The sequence below is a fragment of the Streptomyces mutomycini genome, from assembly GCF_001700505.1.
GTDB lineage: Bacteria > Actinomycetota > Actinomycetes > Streptomycetales > Streptomycetaceae > Streptomyces > Streptomyces mutomycini.
Window position 1 is genome coordinate 99774 of the sequence record NZ_MAPV01000011.1, and the last position, 24175, is coordinate 123948.

At 70.6% G+C, this 24175-nt stretch carries 19 protein-coding genes; 7 read left to right on the forward strand and 12 right to left on the reverse strand.

The genetic code is table 11. From position 1 onward, the window contains the following. Positions 1-12: 12 nt before the first annotated feature. A complete protein-coding gene (locus BFF76_RS01160; RefSeq protein ID WP_031091394.1) occupies positions 13-972 on the reverse strand; it encodes an ABC transporter substrate-binding protein in 960 nt (319 codons plus the stop codon). Positions 973-1493: 521 nt separating this feature from the next. Between BFF76_RS01160 and BFF76_RS01165 the strand changes: the two genes are divergently transcribed. The 3 genes from BFF76_RS01165 (at position 1494) to BFF76_RS01175 (ending at position 4436) form a co-directional block, all read left to right on the forward strand. Next, positions 1494-2729, forward strand: a complete 1236-nt coding sequence (locus BFF76_RS01165) for an NAD(P)-dependent malic enzyme (RefSeq protein WP_053930468.1) — start codon at positions 1494-1496, stop codon at positions 2727-2729. Between the two features lie 199 nt (positions 2730-2928). Continuing rightward, positions 2929-3894 carry a zinc-binding dehydrogenase gene (locus BFF76_RS01170; protein ID WP_031091403.1) on the forward strand — a complete coding sequence of 322 codons (966 nt, stop codon included), beginning with the start codon at positions 2929-2931 and terminating at the stop codon, positions 3892-3894. Then, positions 3891-4436: a GNAT family N-acetyltransferase gene (locus tag BFF76_RS01175; RefSeq protein WP_065846746.1), complete on the forward strand. Its 546-nt coding sequence runs from the start codon at positions 3891-3893 to the stop codon at positions 4434-4436. Before BFF76_RS01170 ends, BFF76_RS01175 begins: the two co-directional genes overlap by 4 nt. Before the next feature lie 90 nt (positions 4437-4526). On the opposite strand, the gene BFF76_RS01180 is transcribed toward BFF76_RS01175, so the two are convergent. Continuing rightward, positions 4527-5522: a PadR family transcriptional regulator gene (locus tag BFF76_RS01180; protein WP_053930470.1), complete on the reverse strand. Its 996-nt coding sequence runs from the start codon at positions 5520-5522 to the stop codon at positions 4527-4529. Position 5523: 1 nt separating this feature from the next. Continuing rightward, complete coding sequence (locus tag BFF76_RS01185) at positions 5524-6381, reverse strand: DUF4097 family beta strand repeat-containing protein (protein WP_031091408.1); 858 nt, start codon at positions 6379-6381, stop codon at positions 5524-5526. A 236-nt stretch (positions 6382-6617) separates the two neighbouring features. Here BFF76_RS01185 and BFF76_RS01190 point away from each other — a divergent pair, with 236 nt between their 5' ends. After that, positions 6618-7508 carry a hypothetical protein gene (locus BFF76_RS01190; RefSeq protein ID WP_065846748.1) on the forward strand — a complete coding sequence of 297 codons (891 nt, stop codon included), beginning with the start codon at positions 6618-6620 and terminating at the stop codon, positions 7506-7508. Here BFF76_RS01190 and BFF76_RS01195 read toward each other — a convergent pair whose 3' ends face one another. The 6 genes from BFF76_RS01195 to BFF76_RS01220 form a co-directional block, all read right to left on the reverse strand. Beyond that, positions 7509-7691, reverse strand: coding sequence for a DUF6104 family protein (locus BFF76_RS01195; protein WP_031091411.1), 183 nt, complete (start codon positions 7689-7691; stop codon positions 7509-7511). 90 nt (positions 7692-7781) lie between these two features. Then, positions 7782-11585, reverse strand: coding sequence for a multifunctional oxoglutarate decarboxylase/oxoglutarate dehydrogenase thiamine pyrophosphate-binding subunit/dihydrolipoyllysine-residue succinyltransferase subunit (locus BFF76_RS01200; RefSeq protein WP_065846750.1), 3804 nt, complete (start codon positions 11583-11585; stop codon positions 7782-7784). Positions 11586-11845: 260 nt separating this feature from the next. After that, positions 11846-12922 carry a HAMP domain-containing sensor histidine kinase gene (locus BFF76_RS01205; RefSeq protein WP_031091413.1) on the reverse strand — a complete coding sequence of 359 codons (1077 nt, stop codon included), beginning with the start codon at positions 12920-12922 and terminating at the stop codon, positions 11846-11848. Continuing rightward, positions 12919-13656: a response regulator transcription factor gene (locus tag BFF76_RS01210; protein ID WP_014154105.1), complete on the reverse strand. Its 738-nt coding sequence runs from the start codon at positions 13654-13656 to the stop codon at positions 12919-12921. The genes BFF76_RS01205 and BFF76_RS01210 overlap by 4 nt, the downstream gene beginning before the upstream one ends. A gap of 233 nt (positions 13657-13889) precedes the next feature. Next, entirely contained in the window at positions 13890-14573 is a 684-nt protein-coding gene (locus tag BFF76_RS01215; RefSeq protein WP_053930472.1) for a spermidine synthase family protein, read from the reverse strand. Between the two features lie 98 nt (positions 14574-14671). Next, positions 14672-15511 (reverse strand): nucleotidyltransferase domain-containing protein, encoded by an 840-nt coding sequence (locus BFF76_RS01220; RefSeq protein ID WP_065846752.1) that lies wholly within the window; start codon positions 15509-15511, stop codon positions 14672-14674. 129 nt (positions 15512-15640) lie between these two features. Between BFF76_RS01220 and lon the strand changes: the two genes are divergently transcribed. Next, positions 15641-18076 (forward strand): endopeptidase La, encoded by a 2436-nt coding sequence (gene lon / locus BFF76_RS01225; RefSeq protein ID WP_053930474.1) that lies wholly within the window; start codon positions 15641-15643, stop codon positions 18074-18076. A 95-nt stretch (positions 18077-18171) separates the two neighbouring features. On the opposite strand, the gene BFF76_RS01230 is transcribed toward lon, so the two are convergent. Next, the gene (locus tag BFF76_RS01230) at positions 18172-18936 is read right to left on the reverse strand and encodes a polysaccharide deacetylase family protein (protein ID WP_042836211.1); all 765 of its coding nucleotides are present in this window, start codon (positions 18934-18936) and stop codon (positions 18172-18174) included. 175 nt (positions 18937-19111) lie between these two features. Beyond that, a complete protein-coding gene (locus BFF76_RS01235) occupies positions 19112-19957 on the reverse strand; it encodes a lysozyme (RefSeq protein ID WP_065846754.1) in 846 nt (281 codons plus the stop codon). Between the two features lie 231 nt (positions 19958-20188). Here BFF76_RS01235 and BFF76_RS01240 point away from each other — a divergent pair, with 231 nt between their 5' ends. After that, entirely contained in the window at positions 20189-20686 is a 498-nt protein-coding gene (locus BFF76_RS01240) for a MarR family winged helix-turn-helix transcriptional regulator (protein WP_381821454.1), read from the forward strand. A 73-nt stretch (positions 20687-20759) separates the two neighbouring features. Here the strand turns inward: BFF76_RS01240 and BFF76_RS01245 are convergent, their stop codons facing one another. Next, entirely contained in the window at positions 20760-21545 is a 786-nt protein-coding gene (locus BFF76_RS01245; RefSeq protein ID WP_065846755.1) for a protein phosphatase 2C domain-containing protein, read from the reverse strand. 360 nt (positions 21546-21905) lie between these two features. On the opposite strand from BFF76_RS01245, the gene BFF76_RS01250 reads away from it, so the two are divergent. Further along, positions 21906-24175, forward strand: a 2270-nt coding sequence (locus tag BFF76_RS01250; RefSeq protein ID WP_065846767.1) for a sensor histidine kinase, incomplete at its 3' end; no start/stop codon positions are given.

Here is a 24175-nt window from a genome sequence, read left to right on the forward strand (position 1 = left end):
GTGGTGCGCCGGTCACTTGCCGCCGTTGACGGCGGCCTTGTCGATCGCGCCGGTGCCGGCCCCCCACTTGTCGAGGACCTTCTGGTAGGAACCGTCGGCGATGATCGCGTCCACGGCTTCCTTGAGCGCGTCCCGCAGCTCGGTGTTGTCCTTGTTCACGGCGATACCGAACGGGCCGGCGTCGACCTGCTCGCCGACGACCTCGAAGTCCTTGCCGCCGTTGGCCTTGCGGGCCAGGTCGAGGGCGACCGGGTAGTCGTTGACGCCGGCGACCGCACCGCCCGACTTCACGCGGGTCTGGGCCTCGGTGTCGTTCTCGAAGGACTGGATGTCGACGGCCTTCTTGCCGCCGTCCGTGCAGGCCTTCGACTGCTTCTGCAGGGCCTTCTCGTACGTGGTGCCGCGCTGGACGGCCGCGCCCTTGCCGCACAGGTCCTCGATGGACTTGATGCCCTCGGGGTTGCCCTTCTTGGTGTAGACGGCGGTACCGGCCAGGAAGTAGTCGACGAAGTCGACGCCCTTGCCGAGCTTCTTGCCGCTGTCGTCCAGGCCCTCCTGGCGCTGCTTGTTGTCCGTGATGGACGACATGGCGATGTCGTGGCGGCCGGTGTTGAGAGCGGTGATCAGACCGTCGAAGGAGCCGGAGGTGAACTCGAACTTCACGCCCAGCTGCTTGCCGAGGGCCGTCGCGAGGTCGGGGTCCACACCGACGATCTTGCCGTTCTCGACGGACTCCATCGGGGCGTACTCGGCATTCGTGCCGACCTTGATGACGCCGGACTTCTGGTACTTCTCCGGGAGCTTGTCGAAGAGCGGGGCGCTGTTCTCGGCAGTGCCGTCACCGGCCTTCGTCGAACCGCTTTCGGTCTGGTCGCCGCACGCGGTCAGCAGCAGGGTGCCGGCGACCGCGACTGCGCAGACCGCGGCAATCCGGGACTTCGCGGCCGTACGGCAGAGGGTGCTTGCGGTCATGATCGGAATCCTCCGGCAGTGAGGGAGCGCTGGTCAGATGGTCACGCACACACCTTCGAGTGACGCCACCTTGTGTGATTACGGCATCTTGCCATTCGGACTCGCCCAATCAGGGGGCCGGGCATGTCAAAATCGGGTAACGGGCGACCCCCGAACATCAATGGACCGGTACCGCAAGGCCGGACCATCTGCTGGAAAGTGCGTGCTCCTCCGGAGAATCTCCGGTGCGTCTCGACCTACGGACGGCCTTTGTAGCCCTTAGTGGACTTGTCCAGATATTCGGCTATGAGTCATGTCACCGAGTCGATACCGACTCGTAAGAGGCCCGGTCCGTCCGGTAAGAAAGACTTTTACACCCCTCATCCGGGGCTCAGGGCGCGTGTGCGGCGCGCCCGCGCGTATCTGTTCCCCTGCCGGAGCGGTCCGACCGCTCAGCGCCGGGAACGTACGCGGTGCCCGCCCACCCCTCCTCAACCAGGAGTGGCCACCCTCAAATGATGAAGACTTAAGGGGTCAACACAATGGCAGCGGAGATCGTCAATCCTCGCAGCGACAGCAAGACGCACGGCACGGCCGGTGCGGCAGGGCTCAGCAGTGCGGACGAGCCCTTCGATCCGGCCTTCGCCCTCCACCGCGGCGGGAAGATGGCCGTGCAGGCCACCGTTCCGATCCGCGACAAGGACGACCTGTCCCTCGCGTACACGCCCGGCGTGGCCAAGGTGTGCAGCGCCATCGCCGAGAATCCGGAACTCGTCCACGACTACACCTGGAAGTCGCAGGTCGTGGCGGTCGTGACGGACGGCACCGCCGTCCTCGGGCTGGGCGACATCGGGCCCGAGGCATCCCTCCCCGTGATGGAGGGCAAGGCGATCCTCTTCAAGCAGTTCGGCGGGGTCGACGCGGTGCCGATCGCGCTGGCCACCACCGACGCGGACGAGATCATCGAGACCGTGGTGCGCCTCGCGCCGTCCTTCGGCGGGGTGAACCTGGAGGACATCTCGGCCCCCCGGTGCTTCGAGATCGAGCGCAAGCTCCAGGAACGTCTCGACATCCCGGTCTTCCACGACGACCAGCACGGCACTGCCGTGGTGACCCTCGCGGCCCTGCGCAACGCGGCCAAGCTGTCCGGCCGGACGCTCGGTGACCTGCGCGCCGTCATCTCCGGTGCCGGTGCGGCTGGTGTGGCCATCGCGAAGTTCCTGCTGGAGGCGGGCATCGGCGATGTCGCCGTCGCCGACCGCAAGGGCATCGTCAGCGGCGACCGCGACGACCTCACGGACGTCAAGCGCGAGCTGGCGGAGCTCACGAACCGGGCCGGCATCACCGGCTCCCTGGAGACGGCGCTGGCCGGCGCCGACGTCTTCATCGGGGTCTCCGGCGGCACGGTCCCCGAGCCCGCCGTGGCCTCGATGGCGCCCGGCGCGTTCGTGTTCGCCATGGCCAACCCGAACCCCGAGGTCCACCCCGACGTCGCGCACAAGTACGCGGCCGTGGTGGCGACCGGGCGGTCCGACTACCCGAACCAGATCAACAACGTGCTGGCGTTCCCCGGCATCTTCGCGGGCGCGCTGCAGGTGCGGGCCTCCCGGATCACCGAGGGCATGAAGATCGCCGCGGCGAACGCCCTGGCGGACGTCGTCGGCGAGGAGCTGGCTGCGGAGTACGTGATCCCGTCGCCCTTCGACGAGCGGGTCGCTCCCGCCGTCACGGCAGCGGTGGCCGCGGCCGCCCGGGCCGAGGGTGTCGCGAGGCGCTGACGCAGAGAGGGGCGGGGCCGGGTGCGCGGGTCGCACCCCGCCCCACCTCTTTCCGTAGCCGGCCCCGCCTTCCGGCCCTCGCCTTCCGGGTGCGGCTCCGTCCGTCCGCGGAGGGCGGGGGCGCACGCAGGTGGGCTGGGGTGTGTGTCACACCACCGAACAGTTACGTCACGGCGCGTCACGGCCTATCGTCATGGCCATGTTCGCCGCCTACGCAGCCCGCATCGACCGTGACCGGCCCCTCGACGGACTCGAGCTGGGTGAACGCCCGGCGCCCGAGGCGCGGTCCGGGTGGACCACCGTCCGGGTCCGGGCCGCATCCCTCAACCATCACGACCTCTGGTCCCTGCGCGGCGTGGGCCTCGCCGAGGACAAGCTGCCCATGATCCTCGGGTGCGACGCCGCAGGGGTCGACCAGGACGGCAACGAGGTCGTCCTGCACTCCGTCATCGGCCAGACCGGGCACGGCGTCGGCCCGGACGAGCCGCGCTCCATCCTCACCGAGCGCTACCAGGGCACGTTCGCCGAGCAGGTCACCGTCCCCAGCTGGAATGTGCTGCCCAAGCCGAAGGAACTCACCTTCGAGCAGGCCGCCTGCCTGCCGACCGCCTGGCTCACGGCGTACCGGATGCTGTTCACCAACGCCGGCGTGCGGCCCGGCGACTCCGTCCTGGTGCAGGGGGCGGGCGGCGGTGTGGCCACGGCCGCGATCGTGCTCGGCAAGGCCGCCGGGCTCCGGGTGTTCGCCACCAGCCGTGACGAGGCCAAGCGCAAGCGGGCCGTCGAGCTGGGGGCGGTCGAGGCCTACGAGCCCGGTGCGCGGCTGCCGAAGCGTGTCGATGCCGTCATCGAGACCGTCGGAGCGGCGACCTGGTCGCACTCGGTGAAGTCGCTGCGGCCCGGAGGCACCCTGGTCATCTCGGGTGCCACCAGCGGCGACCGGCCCTCGCACGCCGAGCTGACCCGGATCTTCTTCCTCGAACTCAAGATCGTCGGTTCCACGATGGGCTCCAAGGACGAACTGGAGGACCTGCTGTCGTTCTGCGCGGCCACCGGCGTGCGGCCCGTCATCGACGAGGTGCTGCCGCTGGACCGGGCCCGCGAGGGCTTCGAGCGGCTCGCCACCGGTGACCTGTTCGGGAAGATCGTCCTCACCACCTCGTGAGGACGGCCGATGAGCTGCCGGCACCGGGAGGGCTGTTGCTGAGGCCCTGGCAGCCGGACGACGCTCCGGCGGTGCTCCGTGCCTTCGCGCCCGAGGAGATGGCGCGTCAGACGGCTCGGCCCGTCACCACCACCGCCGAGGCGCTGGAGTGGATCGCCGCCCGGGAGGGCGAACGGGCGGCCGGCAGCGGATACGCGTGGGCCGTCGTCCGGGAGGGCGTCGCGGTCGGATCTGTGGCCGTGGCGGCGGTGAACCATGTCCACGGCACCGGCTGGGTCTCGTACTGGACCACGGGAACGGCACGCGGGACAGGGGTTGCCGCCGCGGGCGTGCGGGCGCTGGCCCGCTGGGCCTTCGGCGGCCTGGGGCTCCACCGGCTGGAGCTCGGACACCGGACGAACAACCCGGCCTCCTGCGCCGTGGCCGTACGAGCCGGCTTCGCCGCGGAGGGCATCGAACGCGAGAAGCTCCGCTACGGGGATGCCCGCTACGACGTGGAACGCCATGCCCGCCTCGCCACCGATGATGTCAACGGAGGTTGACAGCCTTCGAGTGTCGATCCGGGCCGAGGCGGGCTGACCGGACCGCGTGGGCCGGCCCGGGCTGGGCGGCCGCCGGCCCACACGCGGCCATCAGGATGTTCCGGAGGTGCCTGGCGTCTTGGAGGTGCCTGGCGCCTTGTCGGTCGCGTCACGCAGCAGCGAGTCGATGTGTGCCGCGGCGGTGGCCAGATGGCCGCGGGCCGCGGAGAGCTGACTCTCTGAGACGCCCCGGTCCCGGGCCGCGTCACGGATGTCGTCCCGGAAACGGTCCAGCAGACGGTCCAGGTCGCGGGCCGGATCGCCCGTGGTCGCGGCGTCGGCGGCCCACTCGATGTCCGGCTCCTCGGGTGCCGGGCGGCTGTACGAAGGCCAGGTGCCGGTTCTCGCGAAGCTGCCGAACTGGCCGGTGATCTCGGCCAGTCCGTCCCGCACACCTGCGGGCCAGTCGCCCCGCGAGAAGTGTTCCTGGACCTGTCGCGCGGCGTTCTGCATCTGCTCCCGCGCCTTCTCGTGCGCCTCCTGAGCCTGGCGGCGGGCCCGGTCCGCGTCCTCACGGGCCTTGCGGGACTCGTCCTTCGCCCTGCGGGCCTGCTCCTTCCATTCCTGTTTGGCCTTGCGCAGCTCCTCCTTCGCCGTGCGCCACGCCTCCCTCTCCCCGAGGCCGGGGTCCCAGCCGCTCCGGTCGCCGCCGGCGGTGTGCCGGGACTCGGAGGCCGCCGCGCGCATTTCGCTGCGAAGCCGCCCGGCCGCGCCACGCACGTCATCCCGGATCTCGGCGGCCAGCTCGGAGACGGACTCGCGGATCTCCAGCTCGAGATCGGCGAGCTCGCCGCTGCGGCCTGCCAGTTCGGCCCGCCCGGCGTCGGTGATGGAGTAGACCTTGCGGCCGCCCTCGGTGGCGTGGGTGACCAGGCCCTCGGCCTCCAGCTTGGCCAGCCGCGGATACACGGTGCCCGCCGACGGTGCGTACAGCCCCTGGAAGCGCTCCTCCAGGAGTCGGATCACCTCGTATCCATGGCGGGGCGCCTCGTCCAGCAGCTTGAGGAGGTACAGCCGCAGACGGCCGTGGGCGAATACGGGGGCCATGTCAGAGCACCTTTCCGGTCGGCTCGGCACCATGCGCACTGTCCTGAGCAGGGGGCCGACGCAGCAGGGCGATGGAGCCCGACACGGTGGTCGCCTTCAGCTTCCCCGTGCCCGCTCCCAGTGTGCCGGTGATCTTCTTCGCGCCCCACTGGCCTCCCACGCGCAGGTCCTCGAAGGCATTGGAGACGGAGCCGCTCGCGGTGTTCGCCTCGACCCTCGCGTCCGCCGGGTGCGGCAGCCGGATGGCGATCTCGCCGGACACCGAGGTGAGTCTGATGTCCGTCGGCTTCGGCGAGGTGTCGAGATCGAGCACCATGTGGCCGGTCACGGACTCCGCCCGGACCGAGGTGCCGGCGCCCTCGACGACCGTGAGGTCTCCCGAGACGGACTGGAAGCGGAGGTCGCCGGTGACGGCCTGGGCCTCCAGGCTGCCGGACACGGTCTCGGCCCGGACGGCTCCGGAGAGACCGACCAGGGTGCTGTCGCCCGAGATGCCCCGCAGCTCCGCGCGTCCCCGGATACCCGAGACGACCGCCTCGGCTCCGATCACGCCGACCTCCACCGTCGCGCCGGCGGGCACGGCCAGCGAGACCACGGCGCTGCGTTGCGGACTCCGGCGGTCGAGCCAGGTGAGGAGGCCCTGCCATGGCAGGTCCTCGTAGGCGACGGTGAGTGTGCCGTCCTCCAGGGTCACGATCAGAGGGGGACCGGTGAGCGCGGACACCTCCAGCCGGGCGGTCGGTTCGTCCGTGCCGACGACATTGATCATGCCGTCGACGATGCGCACGTTCAGTGCTGTCACGGGGTCGTCGAAGGCGAGCTTTCGTGGCTCGGCGACGCTCCACGTCGATTCAGGCATGAATCCGACCTTCCGCTGGATAGCATGACGCAACATATCGCGTCTACTTGAGAACACGATATATCGCGGACTGGGGAAGTCAAGGGTGAATCGAAAGGGTGCTCGCGCAGAGGGGTGCGAGAGCGGCGGGAGAGCGGCAGGAGTGCGGGCCGGGGCGGGGCGGGAGTGTGGGCCGGAGAGTGGCGAAGGGGTGCCGAATGGTTCATATGCGGGCAAATTGCCTTAGCGTGAGGGGCATGACCGCGACATCCGTGGGCGCCCTGCTGTTGTGCCGGGCCGACCCCGAGACCGTACGGCCCGTGGCCCGTCTCCTGCATGAGCGCATGCTGCTCCTGCCCGCCGGAGAGGGCTGGAGCGTGCTCGTCCCCGAGGGGAAGCCCTGGCGGAGGAACGGACACGAAGGCGGCGGCAGGGCGCCGGCCGACCCGGGCGCGGGAGGAGCACCGGCCGACGGCATCGGCCCGGAGCCCGTCGACCGCGTCGTCGGAGGCTGGGCCACCGCCCTCGCGGTGGGCTCCACCTGGCCCGTACTGGCCCTGTGGTGGGACGGTGACCGGTCCGGCTACACCCTCGCCTCGGGCTTCCGCCGCCCGGTCGGCTACATCTGGCTGGCCGACGGCACCCCGGCGGCCGAGGACGAAGCCATGCGGACGTCCGCCCTCCGGCTCGGCCTGGACCCCGTCCTGGACGTGCAGGCGCTGGAGGCCCTCACCCGCGCCGACCCGGAGGCGGACGCCGACGCCCGGCTGCGCGGACTGCTCGCCGTGCTCACCCGGGCCCGGGTGGACCTGCCGCCCGGTCTCTCGCCGGGCGAGCCGGCCGACCGGCTGCGCTCGGTCGCCGGGATCCATCCGGAGGCGGAGCAGATCGAATGGGCCGGCTGGCGCGACGCGGTGCGCGAGGAACTCGACGCCGTCGAGAGCAGCGGCCTCGGCCCCTGGGTTCTCGGCCCGAAGGCCAGGGCGGTGGCCACGGCTCAGGTCGCCACGGGCCTGCCGCTCGCCCTGTGGGGAGCCCGCCGGCGCAGCGGCGGATGGATCGCCGCAGGGCTGGTCCTTCTCGCGCAGGGCCTGCTGGGGTTCGCGTACGACCGCCTCAGGAACGAAGGGGGCGGCGGCAGGCGGTGACTAGTCGTCCTCGTCCTCGTCGTCCAGCCGTGCCAGCCAGGTCGCGAGCCGCTCGACCGGGACCTCGAAGTCGGGATTGAGGTCGACGAACGTACGGAGCTGCTCGGCGAGCCACTCGAAGGTGACCTCCTCCTCGCCGCGCCGCTTCTCCAGTTCCTCGATGCCACGGTCCGTGAAGTACATACGACCAGAATAACGAGGCCGGAATGCCGGAGGACCCGGCCCCGCCAGTTGCTCGCGGGGCCGGGTCCTCCGGTGACGTACAGCCGCTGATCAGGCCTCGAAGACCTCGGAGACCAGCTGGGCCTGCTCGGCCTGGTGACGCTTCGCCGAGCCGACCGCCGGAGACGAACCGCGCGGGCGCGAGATGCGCCGCAGGCGCTCACCGTGCGGCACGTCGGCGCCGACGGCAAGGTCCAGGTGGTCGATCAGGTTGAGCGCGATGAACGGCCACGCACCCTGGTTCGCCGGCTCCTCCTGGGCCCAGAGGTACTTCGCGGCGTTCGGGTACTTGGCGATCTCGGCCTGGATCTCCGCACCCGGCAGCGGGTACAGGCGCTCCAGACGGATGATCGCCGTCTCCGTGTCACCGCGCTTCTCGCGCTCGGCGTCCAGGTCGTAGTAGAGCTTCCCGGACACGAAGACGACCTTGCGGACCGCCTCGGCGTTGACCGTCTCGTCGCCGATCACCGGGCGGAAGCCGCCGGTGGTGAACTCCTCCACCTTCGAGGCCGCCGCCTTGAGGCGCAGCATCGACTTCGGGGTGAAGACGATCAGCGGCTTGTGGTGCGGGTTGTGCACCTGCCACCGCAGGAGGTGGAAGTAGTTCGACGGGAGGGTGGGCATCGCGACCGTCATGTTGTCCTGCGCGCACATCTGCAGGAAACGCTCCGGACGGGCGGACGAGTGGTCCGGGCCCTGGCCCTCGTAGCCGTGCGGCAGCAGCAGGGTGACGCCGGACGTCTGGCCCCACTTCTGCTCGGCCGAGGAGATGAACTCGTCGACGACGGTCTGCGCGCCGTTGACGAAGTCACCGAACTGCGCCTCCCAGATGACCAGCGACTCCGGACGGGCCAGCGAGTAGCCGTACTCGAAGCCCATCGCCGCGTACTCGCTGAGCAGCGAGTCGTAGACGTTGTAACGGGCCTGTTCGTCGGAGAGGTAGAGCAGCGGGGTGTAGTCCTCGCCGGTCTTCTGGTCGACGAGAACGGCGTGACGCTGGCCGAACGTGCCGCGACGGGTGTCCTGGCCGGCGAGCCGGACCGGGGTGCCCTCCATCAGCAGCGATCCGATGGCCAGGGTCTCGCCCATGCCCCAGTCGATCGTGCCGTTCTCCACCGAGGCGGCGCGACGCTGCATCTGCGGCATCAGACGCGGGTGGACGGTGATCCCGTCGGGGATGTTGACCTGGGACTCGGCGATCAGCTTCACGACCTCCGAGGAGACCGCGGTGCCCACCGCCACCGGGAACTCGGCCTGGACGTCCGGGACATGCGGCTGGGAGGGCGCCGAGGTGGCCTCGCGGACCTCCGCGAAGACCTTCTCCAGCTGGCCCTGGAAGTCCTGGAGCGCCTGCTCGGCCTCCTCCAGCGTGATGTCGCCGCGACCGATGAGGGACTCGGTGTAGAGCTTGCGCACCGAGCGCTTCTTGTCGATCAGCGTGTACATCTGCGGGTTGGTGAACTCCGGGTTGTCGCCCTCGTTGTGACCGCGGCGGCGGTAGCAGATGAGGTCGATGACGACGTCCTTGTTGAACGTCTGCCGGTACTCGAAGGCGAGCCGCGCGACGCGGACCACGGCCTCCGGGTCGTCGCCGTTGACGTGGATGATCGGCGCCTCGATCATGCGCGCCACGTCCGTGGCGTACATCGAGGAGCGCGAGGACTCCGGGGCGGCGGTGAAGCCGACCTGGTTGTTGATCACCACGTGCACGGTGCCGCCGGTGCGGTAGCCGCGCAGCTGCGACATGTTCAGCGTCTCGGCGACGACGCCCTGGCCCGCGAAGGCCGCGTCGCCGTGGAGCGCGACGGGCAGGACCGTGAAGTCGGTGCCGCCCTTGTTGATGATGTCCTGCTTGGCGCGGGCGATGCCCTCCAGGACCGGGTCGACCGCCTCCAGGTGCGAGGGGTTGGCGGCCAGCGAGACCTTGATCTGCTCGCCGTCCAGACCGGTGAAGGTGCCCTCGGCGCCGAGGTGGTACTTGACGTCGCCGGAGCCGTGCATCGACCGCGGGTCGAGGTTGCCCTCGAACTCCCGGAAGATCTGCGCGTACGACTTGCCGACGATGTTCGCCAGGACGTTCAGCCGGCCGCGGTGGGCCATGCCGATGACGACCTCGTCGAGGCGGGCCTCGGCGGCGGAGTCGATGACCGCGTCGAGCAGCGGGATGACGGACTCGCCGCCCTCCAGCGAGAACCGCTTCTGGCCGACGTACTTGGTCTGCAGGAACGTCTCGAACGCCTCGGCGGCGTTGAGGCGGCGCAGGATCCGCAGCTGCTCCTCGCGCTCCGGAGCCGGGCGCGGACGCTCCACCCGGTCCTGGAGCCACTTGCGCTCCTTCGGCTCCTGGATGTGCATGAACTCGATGCCGGTGGTGCGGCAGTAGGACTCACGCAGGACACCGAGGATGTCGCGGAGCTTCATCATCGTCTTGCCGGCGAAACCGCCGACCGCGAAGTCGCGCTCCAGGTCCCACAGGGTGAGGCCGTGCTCGGTGATGTCCAGGTCCGGGTGCTTGCGCTGGCGGTACTCCAGCGGGTCGGTGTCGGCCATGACGTGGCCGCGGACCCGGTAGGAGTGGATCAGCTCGAAGACCCGCGCGGCCTTGGTGACGTCGTCGTCGTGCGAGGCGTCGATGTCCTTGAGCCAGCGGACCGGCTCGTAGGGGATGCGCAGCGCCTTGAAGATCTCGTCGTAGAACTCGTTCTCGCCGAGCAGGAGCTGGGCCAGGACGCGCAGGAACTCGCCGGACGCGGCACCCTGGATGACCCGGTGGTCGTACGTCGAGGTCAGGGTCATGACCTTCGAGATGCCCAGCTTGTTCAGGGTGTCCTGCGAGGTGCCCTGGAACTCCGCCGGGTAGTCCATCGCGCCGACGCCCATGATGAGGCCCTGTCCGGGCATCAGGCGGGGCACCGAGTGGACGGTGCCGATGCCGCCGGGGTTGGTCAGCGACGCGGTGACACCGGAGAAGTCGTCCATGCCGAGCTTGCCGACGCGGGCACGGCGGACGATGTCCTCGTACGCCTGCCAGAACTCGAAGAAGTTGAGCGTCTCGGCCTTCTTGATGGCCGCGACGACCAGCTGGCGGTCGCCGTTCGGCTTCACCAGGTCGATGGCGAGGCCGAGGTTGACGTGCTCCGGCTTGACCAGGGTCGGCTTGCCGTCCTTCACCGCGAAGGAGCAGTTCATCGACGGCATGGCCTTGAGGGCCTGCACCATCGCGTACCCGATGAGGTGCGTGAAGGAGATCTTCCCGCCGCGGGCGCGCTTCAGATGGTTGTTGATGACGATGCGGTTGTCGAAGAGCAGCTTCACGGGGACGGCGCGGACGGACGTGGCCGTCGGCAGCTCCAGGGAGGCGTTCATGTTCTTCGCGACCGCGGCCGAAGGGCCACGCAGCGTCACGAACTCCGGGCCGCCCGGGGCCTCGGCCGGGGCCTCCGCCTTCGCGGGTGCCGGGGCGGCCTTCGCGGGCGCGGCCTTCGCCGGGGCGGCCGGGGCCTTGGCGGGAGCTGCCGGAGCAGCGGCCGCGGGCTTGGCCGGGGCAGCGGGGGGCGCCGCCGGGGCCTGCGCCGGAGCTGCGTTGTTCACGGTGTTCACGGCGGCGGCCGGAGCCGGGGTCACCGCTCCCGCGGGTGCGGGGACGGGCTTGTCCGCCGTGCCGGACGTACCCGGCTTGTAGTCGGCGAAGAAGTCCCACCAGGCACGGTCGACCGAATTGGGATCCTGGAGGTACTGCTGGTAGATCTCGTCGACGAGCCACTCATTGGGGCCGAAAGCGGCGGCCGGGTTGGACCCGGAGCCTGCTTCTTGATCGGTCGAGATGCTCGAGTTACTGGGGGACTGAGACGACACGGCGGCAACCGCCCTCTTCCGCTTCACAAGGTGATGGACAGCGGAAATCAAGGCTACGCCTCCCGAGCCGTTACGTGCAGGCCGGGCCGGTCTTCGTCGTGCACATCACATCGGAAGCCGGGTTTCGGCGCATGAAATGGCGGGAAACAAACAGGGTTCCGCTGCCCTTCGAGTACGCGAGGCCGGTACTACGGCCCCTTGGACCGTATCTCTTTCCCGGACGGGAGGGAGAAACGGGGCCCTCCGCATCGAACGCGAGGTCAGCCGCGCATCGGGGCGTTCCCCGGAAGAGTGACCTGTATTCGGCAACCTCGGGCGGATTCGGCCACCCCGATGCGGCCGCCGTGCAGATCCACCGCCCAGCGGGCGATCGCGAGCCCCAGGCCGGTGCCCCCGTCGCTGCCCGGACCGTGCGGGGACGGCGCCTGACCGCGGTTGAAGCGCTCGAAGACCCGGTGGCGCTCCGCCTCAGGGATGCCGGGCCCCTCGTCGATGACCTCCAGTTCCAGCGACTCGGGATACTCCCCGCGCCGCGCCAGCACCGTGACCCGGCCGTGCGGCGGGCTGTGCTTGACGGCGTTGTCGATGAGATTGGCGACCACCTGGTGAAGGCGCTCCGCGTCCGCGTGCGCCGTCAGCTCGGGCGGCGACACGTCGAGGTGCAGATGGACGTCGTTGCGGGAGTGGTTGCCCGAACCGGAGGAGAGCCGGCGCTGGGAAGCGGCGAGATTCGCCTCCTTCAGCACGCCCGACAGATACGGCCAGACCTCGAAGCGGCGCGCCCTGAGCGCCACCACGCCGTTGTCCAGCCGGGAGAGGTCCAGGAGGGTCTCCACCAGCCGGCCCAGGCGTTCGGTCTGTTTCAGCGCCGTACGCATGGTCTCGGGGTCCGCGGCGGACACTCCGTCCACCACGTTCTCCAGCACCGCTCTGAGCGCCGCGATCGGGGTGCGCAGCTCATGCGAGACGTTGGCCACCAGCTCCTTGCGGTGCCGGTCCTCCGCCTCCAGATCGTCCGCCATGCGGTTGATCGTCTGCGCCAGGTCGCCGAGCTCGTCCCGTCTCCCGGCGCCGCTCACCCGTCTCGTGTAGTCGCCGTGCGAGATCGAGCGCGCGACGGCGCGCATCTCGTCCAGCGGCGCGGTCAGCCCGTGTGCCACGAACTGGGTGATCAGCAGCGTGGCGATCACGGAGAAGACCGTGATGAACCGGAATTCGGTCCTGGTCCGCAGGGCGACGATCAGCAGTCCGGTCGTGATGAACACGGAGATCACCACGAGCGTGCCCAGCTTGGCCTTGATCGAGAAGGGCCTCAGTCCGGAGCCGGGCCGGGTCATGGCGCGGGGGTCTCCAGGGCGTATCCGACGCCGTGCACGGTACGGATCCGCTCGGCGCCGATCTTCCGGCGCAGGGCCTTGATGTGGCTGTCGACCGTGCGGGTCCCGGAGGCGTCCGCCCAGTCCCACACCTCGGCCAGCAGCTGTTCCCTGGACAGCACCGCGCGTGGTGTGTTCGCCAGGCAGACCAGCAGGTCGAATTCGGTCGGGGTGAGGTGGACGTCGTCGGCGCGCACCCTGACGCGGCGCTGCGCGTGGTCGATCTCCAGCTCCCCGAGGCGCAGGATGCCGCTGCGCGGTGTGACCGCGGCCAGTGCGGCGCGCTCGACCCGGCGCAGCAGGACGTGGACCCGCGCCGCCAGCTCCCGCATGGAGAACGGCTTGGTCATGTAGTCGTCGGCGCCGACCCCGAGCCCGACCAGCATGTCGGTCTCGTCGTCGCGTGCGGTGAGCATCAGCACCGGCACGGGGCGCTGGGCCTGCACGCGACGGCAGACCTCGAGGCCGTCGAAGCCGGGAAGCATGATGTCGAGCACCATCAGGTCGGGCTGCCAGGCCTCGGCCGCGTCCACGGCCGCCGGCCCGTCCAGTGCCGTCTGCACCAGGAAGCCCTCGGCCCGCAGCCGGGCGGAAATGGCGTCGACGATTGTCGCGTCGTCCTCGACCACCAGCACCCGGCGCTGAGCCCCGGGGGTGGCCGCGACGCCGTTGTGGGTGGTGTGTGTCTGTTCCATCGCCCCGCCCCTGCCCGTTCTCGCGGAGGCCATTCCCCCGGAGGCACGGTTGTCGCTTGTGGATTTTCGTCGGTGATCCCTTGTGCCGGTCAGCAGCGTAAAGGCACAGCGGGCCTCTCGGCTACGCAGGGTGTTGACCGTCGTGAAGGTGTTACCCGCGGGAAGGGGACGCACGGACGGACTTGTGCCGCCTCATCCATGGTGGGGCAGAGATGTGGGCACACCGTGGGGGTTCAGTGGTTCCGGAGTGCGAGATGAACCACGTCCGGTACACCTCGGGCAACGGCTACTTCTTTGGTCGTTACTGCGTGGAATCCGGCATTCCGCATGGCGTCACCGAAGTCCGCGGACGGCTGCGCGGACCAGACGGCGAGGACTCCGCCGGGCGTCAGACGCTCGCGGCAGGCCGCGAGACCCGAGGGCGAATAGAGGCTTTCGTTGTCCTGCGTGACGGTCCAGCCGGGTCCGTTGTCGATGTCCAGGCACAGCGCGTCGTAACGCTCCGTGGTCGTACGGAGGTGGGCTACGAGGTCCGTGCGGAGGATCTCGGTACGCGGATCGGCGAGCGCCGTACCGGAGATCCGGCCGAGCGGTCCGGTGAGGTGCCAGTCCACGACGGCCTGCTCCCGCTCGACGACCGCGATCCGTCCCCAGCGCGGTTCGGCGGCCGCCCGCACGAGGGAGAAGCCGACGCCGAGCCCGCCGATCAGCACCGACGGGGCCGGCCGTCCGGCGGGCAGGGCGGCGAGTGCCGCGTCGATCAGCAGCCGCTCGGAGCGGCCGTCGGAGGTGTCCATCAGGAAGCAGCCGTTGGCGATGATCTCGAAGTGGTCGCCGCGCTCGCGCAGGACGACTTCGCCGTACGGCCCCTCACGCCGGTCGAGGACGACGGGGCGGTGCGCATCTGTGGCGGGCATGGGCGCGGTCTCCGGTCTCGGGCATGCGGCGGGCGGTTCTGTTCCGGCCGTCCATCCTTCCGCGTGAACGGACCGTGGACCAGCGGATTTCCGCGGTCTCACTCTTCGGGGCGTGGTGCCTTCGTGCCGTGGACCGCCGTGTACTCGGCGGCCAGCCAGGGAGTCAGCTCCTCGACGAGCATCGCCAGTACGGCCGGGTCCGCCGAAGGTGTCCGTGCGATGGCCGCGGCGGCCCGGACCTGGGCGGCGCGCTCCGGGTGGTCCGGGTAGTAGCGCGCGAAGAGGTCGGCGGACCGGTGCAGATCGCTCGTCCAGCCGCCCCAGCGCGGCATGACCAGCGTGAACGCCGACCGTACGAGGCGGCGGGCGACGCCCCGGCTCAGCGTCCGGCGGGCCTCGTCGGTCGTGGCGTCGGCCGCACGGGCGCGCCAGCGGGGGAGTGCGAGCGCCAGATCGCCGTTCGTCTCGCGGGCGAGCAGCGAGGTGGGCCGGTAGCGCGGCAGGTGTGCGGCGAGGTCCTCGCCGAGCAGAGGTGTGCAGAGGCAGGCGATGAAGAAGCCCGCGTCGTCGCGTTCCAGTTCACTCATCAGGGTCCGGACGGGATGAAGGAGCAGGCCGACTCCGTCGATCACCGGGAAGGCGGAGTCCAGGGCCGTGGAGATCTGCTCGGCCGCCGCCCGGTCCGCGTCGGTGGGCCCGTCGAGCACGGCGACCAGCAGGTCCAGGTCGGACACACCGGGAATGGCCGTGCCCCTCGGAATGCTGCCGTAGAGGTAGGCGCTGTGCAGTCGTCCGGGGCCGTAGGACCCGGCGATGCGGGCCCGGGCCGCCTCGACCACCGGGGCGAACTCCGCGGGTACGCGCGCCGTCGCGCCCTCGCGGAGGATCGTCCCGTCCGCCGCGAGCCCTCTGTCCTCGGTGCCGATCGCTTCGCTCATGAGCGGAGCTTCGCAGGTGGGTGCCCGGCCGGGCGGTTGATCGCTGAGAGCGAACGCCGCGTGGGGAACATTCCCCGGCTCACAAGCATTGAGCCCACATAGCTCAACTTGCCTGCCTAAGGGGAGATCATGACTGCAGGATCCAACGCGTCCACGTCGTCCACGCCGATCGACCTGCCCGTGCTGCCGCTCGACGACGAGGTCGTACTGCCCGGAATGGTGGTGCCGCTCGACCTGTCGGACGCGGAGGTACGCGCCGCCGTGGAGGCCGCCCAGGCCGTCGCGCGGCCCGGGGGCGGCAAGCCCGAGGTGCTGCTCGTGCCGCGCATCGACGGGAACTACACCGGGACCGGCGTCCTGGGCACCGTCGAGCAGGTCGGACGGCTGTCGGACGGGGACCCGGGCGCCCTCATCCGGGCCCGTGACCGGGTGCGGATCGGGGCCGGGACCAGCGGGCCGGGCAACGCGCTGTGGGTGGAGGGCACCCGGATCGACGTGGCCCTGCCCTCGCCCCTGCCCGGCTCGGCGACCGAGCTCGCCAAGGAGTACAAGGCCCTCGCCACCAGCTGGCTGAAGAAGCGGGGCGCCTGGCAGGTCGTGGACCGGGTCCAGCAGATCGATGACATCTCCGCCCTCGCCGACAACTCCGGCTACTCGCCCTTCCTCACCATCGCCCAGAAGGTCCAGCTGCTGGAGACCGTCGACGCGGTCGCCCGTCTGAAGCTGGCCATCCAGTGGCTCGGCGAGCACCTCGCCGAGCAGGACGTGGCGGAGTCCATCGCCAAGGACGTCCAGGAGGGCGTCGACAAGCAGCAGCGCGAGTTCCTGCTGAGGCGCCAGCTCGACGCGGTGCGCAAGGAGCTCTCCGAGCTCAACGGCGAATCCGGCTCCGGCGACGAGTCCGACGACTACCGGGCGCGCGTCGAGGCGGCCGACCTCCCCGGACATGTCCGGGAGGCCGCCCTCAAGGAGGTCGAGAAGCTGGAGCGCGCCTCCGACCAGAGCCCCGAGGGCTCGTGGATCCGCACCTGGCTGGACACCGTCCTGGAACTGCCGTGGAACGAACGGACCGAGGACGCTTACGACATCAAGGGCGCCCAGCAGGTCCTCGACGCCGAACACGCAGGCCTGCAGGACGTGAAGGAGCGCATCACCGAGTACCTCGCCGTACGCAAGCGGCGCGCCGACCGCGGGCTCGGTGTCGTCGGCGGCAGGCGCGGCGGTGCCGTGCTGGCGCTGGTGGGCCCTCCCGGTGTGGGCAAGACCTCGCTCGGCGAGTCCGTCGCGCACGCCATGGGGCGCAAGTTCGTCCGGGTCGCGCTCGGCGGTGTCCGGGACGAGGCCGAGATCCGGGGCCACCGGCGTACGTACGTCGGCGCGCTTCCGGGACGCATCGTGCGGGCGGTCAAGGAGGCCGGTTCGATGAACCCGGTCGTGCTGCTCGACGAGATCGACAAGGTCGGGTCCGACTACCGGGGCGACCCGGCGGCGGCGCTGCTCGAAGTGCTCGACCCTGCGCAGAACCACACCTTCCGCGACCACTACCTGGAGGTCGAACTCGACCTCAGCGACGTCGTGTTCCTCGCCACCGCCAACGTCCTCGAATCCATTCCGGAGGCCCTGCTCGACCGCATGGAGCTGGTCACCCTGGACGGCTACACCGAGGACGAGAAGGTCGTCATCGCCCGTGACCACCTGCTCCCGCGCCAGCTGGAGCGGGCCGGTCTGAAGACCGACGAGGTCGGCCTGGACGAGTCCGCGCTGCGCAAGCTGGCGGGCGAGTACACCCGGGAGGCCGGGGTGCGGAATCTGGAGCGGGCCGTCGCCCGGCTGCTCCGCAAGGTCGCGGCACAGCACGAACTGGGTGACCGGGAGCTCCCGTTCACGGTGTCCGAGCGGGACCTGCGGGGTCTGATCGGACGCCCGCACCACGTACCGGAGTCGGCCCAGGACCCGGCCGAGCGCCGCACCGCGGTGCCGGGTGTGGCCACCGGACTCGCGGTGACCGGAGCGGGCGGCGACGTGCTGTACGTCGAGGCGTCGCTGGCCGACCCGGAGACCGGGGCGTCCGGTCTCACACTGACCGGTCAGCTCGGTGACGTCATGAAGGAGTCCGCGCAGATCGCCCTGAGCTTCCTGCGCTCGCACGGCGCGGAGCTGGAGCTTCCGGTCGCGGACCTCAAGGACCGGGGCGCGCACATCCACTTCCCGGCGGGCGCGGTCCCCAAGGACGGTCCCAGCGCGGGCATCACCATGACCACGGCGCTGGCCTCGCTGCTCTCGGGCCGGCTCGTCCGGACGGATGTGGCCATGACCGGTGAGGTGTCGCTGACCGGCCGGGTGCTCCCCATCGGCGGCCTGAAGCAGAAGCTGCTGGCCGCGCACCGGGCCGGCATCACCACCGTGGTGATCCCCAAGCGCAACGAGGCCGACCTGGACGACGTCCCGGCCGAGGTCCTCGACACCCTGGAGGTCCACCCGGTGACCGATGTCCGCCAGGTGCTGGAGATCGCGCTGGCCCCGGCCTCGGCCAGGGTGCAGGACAGGATCCCGGCTGCCGCGTAGGCGCCATGCAGTGACGGGCGTGGCATCACGCCGACGGCCGGTACGGACGGGCCGTCCCCCTCCAGGAGGGCGGCCCGTTCCGCGCGCGGGGCGGGTCAGGGGCGGTAGACCGTGCCGGGTTCGGGCTCGGCCGGGGCCATCAGCTGAGGGACGGTCACGAAGGTGTAGCCCCGCTCCTTCAGCGTGTCGATGATGCCCGGGACCGCGGGGACCGTCCCCTTGTAGATGTCGTGCAGCAGGATGACTCCGTCCTTGCCGGCCTGGTCGAGTATCCGCTTCCTGATCAGCGCGGAGTCGTTCGTGGAGTAGTCCTTGGCCGTCGCGCTCCACAGGACCTGGGAGAGCCCGAGCTCCTTGCAGATCCCGGAGACGGTCTCGTCGGTGCGGCCCTGCGGGGGACGCATCAGCCGGGGTTTCCTGCCGGTGATCCGCTCGATCGCGAGCTGGGTCTTCTCCAGCTCGGCCCGTATCTCAGCGGGCTTCCTCTCCGTCAGGATCTCGTGCGACCAGGTGTGATTGGCGACCTCGTGCCCCTCGGCCGCGATCCGGCGCACCGTCTCCGGGTGCTTCAGGACGTGGTTCCTGCCCAGCAGGAAGAACGTGGCAGGGACCTCCTTCTCCTTGAGCACGTCCAGCAGGCGCGGGGTGTCCTCCGCCGGCCCCGCATCGAACGTCAGAGCTATGCACTTGGCCTTGCGGCAGTCCACCGGCCCGAACGATCCCTTGGCGTCGGAGGCGGCGTCGGCCCGCGCCGTTCCGGGCGCCGTGGTCTGCATCGAGCAGCCGCCGAGGGCCAGTGTGAGCACCGTCACCAGGGCGGCGGCCAACCCCGTGCCGAACGGCGTCATCTTTGCGGGCACAACAGACACGGCGCATCACTTCCCCGTAGCTCGTCCACACACCGGCGGTGCGGTACGGGGCGACTATACATAGTGTGTATACGCGCAGCGCATAGTGGGATGTGGCGCAGCACCGGGCCCCGGTGACCTGGAGCTGGTCACCGGGGCCCGGTTTCTGTGTCGTACGGGGCTGAGCTCAGCCGTTCGCGAGCGCCACCACGCGGTCGAGGGCGCCGTTGAAGCGGTTGTGGTCGCCGACCGTCGGGCCCGACGACGTGTACTGCCACATCGTGTAGTAGCTCCAGCCGGCCGGGAGTTCACCGACCGTGGTGTTGTACCGGGCCACCCAGAGCGGATTGGTGGCGCCGAAGCTCGCGTTGTTGCCCGTGCAGTCCTTCCACCAGCTGGTCGCGGTGTAGATCACCGGGTCACGTCCGGTGCGCGACTTGTAGGTGTTCACGAAGTCGCGGATCCAGGCGACCATGCCGGCCTGGGTCTTGCCGTAGCACTGCGCGCCGTACGGATTCCACTCGATGTCCAGCACGCCGGGCAGCGTCCTGCCGTCCCTGGACCACCCTCCGCCGTTGTTCACGAAGTAGTTCGCCTGGGTCGCGCCGCTGGTCGTGTCCGGGGTGGCGAAGTGGTAAGTGCCCCGGATCATCCCGACGTTGTAGGACCCGTTGTACTGCTGCGTGAAGTACGTGTTCTTGTAGTACGTCCCCTCGGTGGCCTTGACGTAGGCCCACTTCACCCCGCTGTTCCAAAGGGTCGACCAGGCGACGTTGCCCTGGTGGCCGCTGACGTCCACGCCCTCGGTCTGGATGGCGTTCGTGCCGGTCGGGGAGCCTCCTCCCTGGCCGTCGTGGGCGATCACGCCCTGGCCCATCCTCGCCGTACCACGTTCGGGGACGGTGGCGGTGTCGGCCGCGGACGCCGCGCCGGGCAGCGCGAGCAGGAGGGCGAGTGCGGCGAGGAGTGTCCCCGACGCGAAGAGGTGGGGGCGGCGGCGGAGTGCTGTGGTTCCGGATCTGTGCACGGGCATTGCGTGCCTCCGAGGGCTCGGTGGGGGAGCTCATGGCGCAGGAACGGGTGCGGGACACTCCTGCGGCGCGTATCTGGTGTGGACATGCCAGCCAGACATCACGAAGCTACGCACGTAGACCCGTGCTCCGGAAGGGGGCCTGGCGACTGCCGGAGGTCTACGCCTGCGAAATACTGGCCAAGCTGCGGTGATGGCCGTGGCTGAAAGAAAGTTTCATCGGCGGGAAAGCGTATGAGGGGTGCTGACGTGCACGGGAGCGGAAGCGGCGGTGAACCCGGCGCGGCGGCCGGAAGTGGTGTGGACCATGAGTTCCTCGCCCTGGAGCGGGAGTTGGCGGTCTTCCTGCGCCGGGCACGGGCCAATTCGGGAGAGATGGCCCGCGAGGTCCATCCGGATCTGGAAGCGGCTGCCTACGGGCTTCTCGTACGGCTGGAGTCGGCGGGACGGCAGCGCGCCACGGACCTCGCCGCCTACTTCGGGGTGGGCAAGGCGACCATGAGCCGCCAGCTGCGGGCCCTGGAGGGCCTGGGTCTGGTGGCCAGGGAGACCGACCCGGCGGACGGCCGCGCCTCGCTCGTCCACCTCACCGAGGAAGGTCTCGCGCGCTTCCGCAGCGTCCGTGACGCCCGCCGGGGACGCTATGCCCGCAAGCTCGCGGGCTGGGACCGCGCCGAGGTCGCGGAACTGGCGCGGCTGCTGCACCACTTGAACGAGCGCGCCGAGGACTGAGCTGCGGGGGCGGGGCAGTCCGGAGGGCGCCGGCGCGACGGACCGGACGCTCCCCGGGCGGCCCCGGCGGTCCCTACAGCTCCACCAGGACCGCTGTGGCGTCGTCGTGGGTCTTGCCGCGGCCCAGGCGGGTCCGGCCGGTGTCGGCCCGCTCGAGCTCCCTCACCCGGTCGATCAGCCCCTGTGGCCCCTCCTTGCGCAGAACCCCCAAGGCGGCCCTCCAGTCACCCTCCTGGAACTTCTCCGTCCAGCGGCTCGCCCCGTCGGTCAGCGCCGCCAGTGCCCGGACCGCCGCCCGGGGGGTCTCGCCCGTCACCGCGCGTGACGACACCCGGGGGTCGGCGGCCGCCGTGAAGAAGCCGCCCTCCTTGTTCCGGGCACGCGTGTCCGCGATCTCCTCCGAGGCCAGCGAGCCCGGTGGCAGCCGGTCGAGGCGGTCGTCGAGCAGCGGCCGGACCGTACCGTCCGGCGCCTCGACGAGCAGGACCGAGTCGGACAGCACCAGATGCTCGACCCGTTCGTCGTCCCAGCGTGCCAGGACCACCGTCGCCTGAGGCGTGCGTACGTGAGAAAGGTCACACTGGGTGCGATGTGCGTCGGCGGTGTGCCGGATGGACAGGGCGAGAACCTCGGCCAGCGTCAGATCCCGCCGCGAAGCGGACAGTTCGACCAGGGCGCCCCCGATCCGCGCGGTGAACCACGGAACCGAATGCGAACAGCCGACGTCGCCTGCGGGCGGGGTCACGCCGTCGAGCAGGACGAGGACACCTCCCTGGCCCGACGCGGGGGCGGCGGTCGACGCCCAGTCCTCGTTGGGGCGTTCGGTGCTGCCCGGCTCGGTGGCGAGTTCGATACGCATCCAGCCAGTCTGCACGAGGTCTTCACGGAGCCTGCACGACCCCGTGATTGGGTCGTACCAGCAGGTCAGGTGGCCCTCAAGGATGGAATCCACGACTCCATGCATATGCGGGCGGGCATACTCCCAAAGCCTGGCCCGAAGTTCCACCTGGTGGCCCGTGCATGCCCTGCGGCGCCCGTGGGGAGACTTGTTCGCCAACTCCGGAGTGTTGTTCACTCCTTCGAGTGGCGGAGCGGTTGATGCGCGGCCCCCTCTCAAAAGCGCTGGAATGGTCAGAAGCCGTACCAGGGCGGGGAGCCCATAGACGTGACCGTGCGTCACCTCTGCTTCAAGGGCGGACGATCAAGATTGCGAGCACCGGTGCAGAAGAAGAGGCCTCGGAGCAAGAACAGCGCGCGCGAGGAGTCCGGGGCGACGCCTCAGGCGGCTGTGGCCTCCAAGCGGACCGTGCGGGTGCGCAGCCGGCTCGTCGCCGGCGTTGCCGCCGTAGGGATCACCGTCATCGCCGCGGGCGCCCCGGCGGCGCTGGGCGCATCCTCCGATCTCAACGAGTCCCAGCGGCTGGTCACGCTCGCCGAGCTGAACCAGCAGGCGATCACCCTCGCGCACTCCCTCGCGGACGAGCGCGACGAGGTCATCGCCCACATCGCGGGCGGCCGTGAGGACGACGGCGGGAAAGGCACGACGAGCCCCGCGGCCCGTGTCGACCAGCAGGTGGACGAGATCCGCGAGGCCGCCCCGGCGGCGCTCCGGCGCGACCTCGCCGAGATCCCCTCGCTGCGCCGGACCGCCCTCACCGGCAAGGGTTCGGCGGCGGAGGCCTACCAGGCGTACTCCGAGGTCATCGCCAAGCTCCATGACCTCGCCGACGAGCTCGCCGAGAAGACCCCGCCGCGTGCCGCCGACGCCACCCGCGCCCCGCTCGCCCTCGGCGGCGCCGTGGAGCAGGCGTCCGCCACCAGGGGGCTGCTCCTGGCCGCGCTCGCCGTGCCCGGCACGAAGCCGCAGCAGCAGGAGATCGACCCGTTCACCGGTCTGCCCGTCCAGAGCCAGGACGGAGGCACCGACGACGACCGCAACCGTGACGAGCTGAGCGCCGCCGCCCAGCAGGCGCGGGTGCGCGAGCTCGCCTCGCTCGCCGAGTTCGACCAGGCCGCCGGGCCCTCCGCCCGGGACAGGCTCGCCTCCACGGTCACCGGCACCGAGGTCGCGGTCGCCGAGAAGTACCTCACCCGCTTCACCGACCGCCCCGAACTGTCCGACGCCGACCGGCAGGCCGACCCCGAGAAGGTCGAGGCGGCGCTCTCCGCCAGGCTCGACCGCATGCGCGGTGTCGAGTCCGCGCTGGGCACCGCACAGGTCAAGCGTCTGGAGGGGCTGCGCGACGACGACGTCACCGCGCTGGAACTCCACCTCGCCCTGCTCGGCGGCTGTCTGCTGATCGCCGTCGGCGTCTCCACCGCCGTCGCCCGCACCCTCACCCAGCCGCTCGCCGTCCTGCGGATCGGGGCGGGCCGTATCGCCGCCGAGCCCGAGACCGCCGAACCCGTCCGCTACACCGGGCGCAACGACGAGTTCGCCCAGGTCGTACGGTCCATCAACACCCTGCACGGCAAGCTGCACGCGCTGCACCACGACGTCACCGGCCGGCTCGAGAGCATGCAGACCGAGCGCGGCGAGCTGATCGCGGGCCGCGAGGCCCTCACGCTCCAGCGGGCCGAACTCCAGGTCCGGGTGGCGGAGCTCGGCTCGCAGCTCGAGCGGCTGAGGAACACGGTCCACCACACCTTCGTCAATCTGTCGCTGCGCACGCTCGGCCTCGTGGAGCGCCAGCTCGGCGTCATCGAGGGCATGGAGGAGCGCGAGCACGACCCGGAGCGCCTCGCGACCCTCTTCAAGCTGGACCACATGGCCACCGTCATGCGGCGCCACAGCGAGAACATGCTGGTCCTCGCGGGAGCCGATCACCACCAGGGCCACGCAAGCCCGATCCCGCTGGTGGACGTACTGCGCGCAGCGGTCAGCGAGATCGAGCGCTATGAGCGGGTCACCATCCAGTCCCTGCCGCCGCACGCCCAGATCGCGGGCTTCGCCGCCGACGACCTGAGCCACCTGGTCGCCGAACTCCTCGAGAACGCGACCTCCTTCTCGCCGCCGGACTCCCATGTCGAGCTCTCCGGCTGGCTGCTGGAGACCGGCGAGGTGATGCTCTCCGTGCAGGACGAGGGCATCGGCATGTCGGCGGTCCGGATGGGCGAGCTCAATGCGAGGCTGGCGGACCCGACGTCCTTCGAAGCGGGCGAACAGGCCGCGGACGGGGCGGGGCTGGGTCTTCAGGTGACCTCACTGCTGGCCGCCCGCCACGGTGTACAGGTGCAGCTGCGCGAACAGAAGGGGAGTGGGGTGGCAGCGGTCGTCGTCCTTCCGCAGGCACTGCTTCCCAAGGCGCCGCCCGCGGCCTCCCCGCCGCCCGTACCGCTGCCCGGGGACGCGCCCGCGCTGAACCTTCCGGGATCGGTGGCCGAGGCCAACTCCAACGCGCTGCCGCCCCGCCCGGCCCCTTCCGGCGGTGACCCGCTGATCGCGGCCGCGGAGCGGGCCCTGCAGGCGACCTCCGCGCAGCCCTCGGA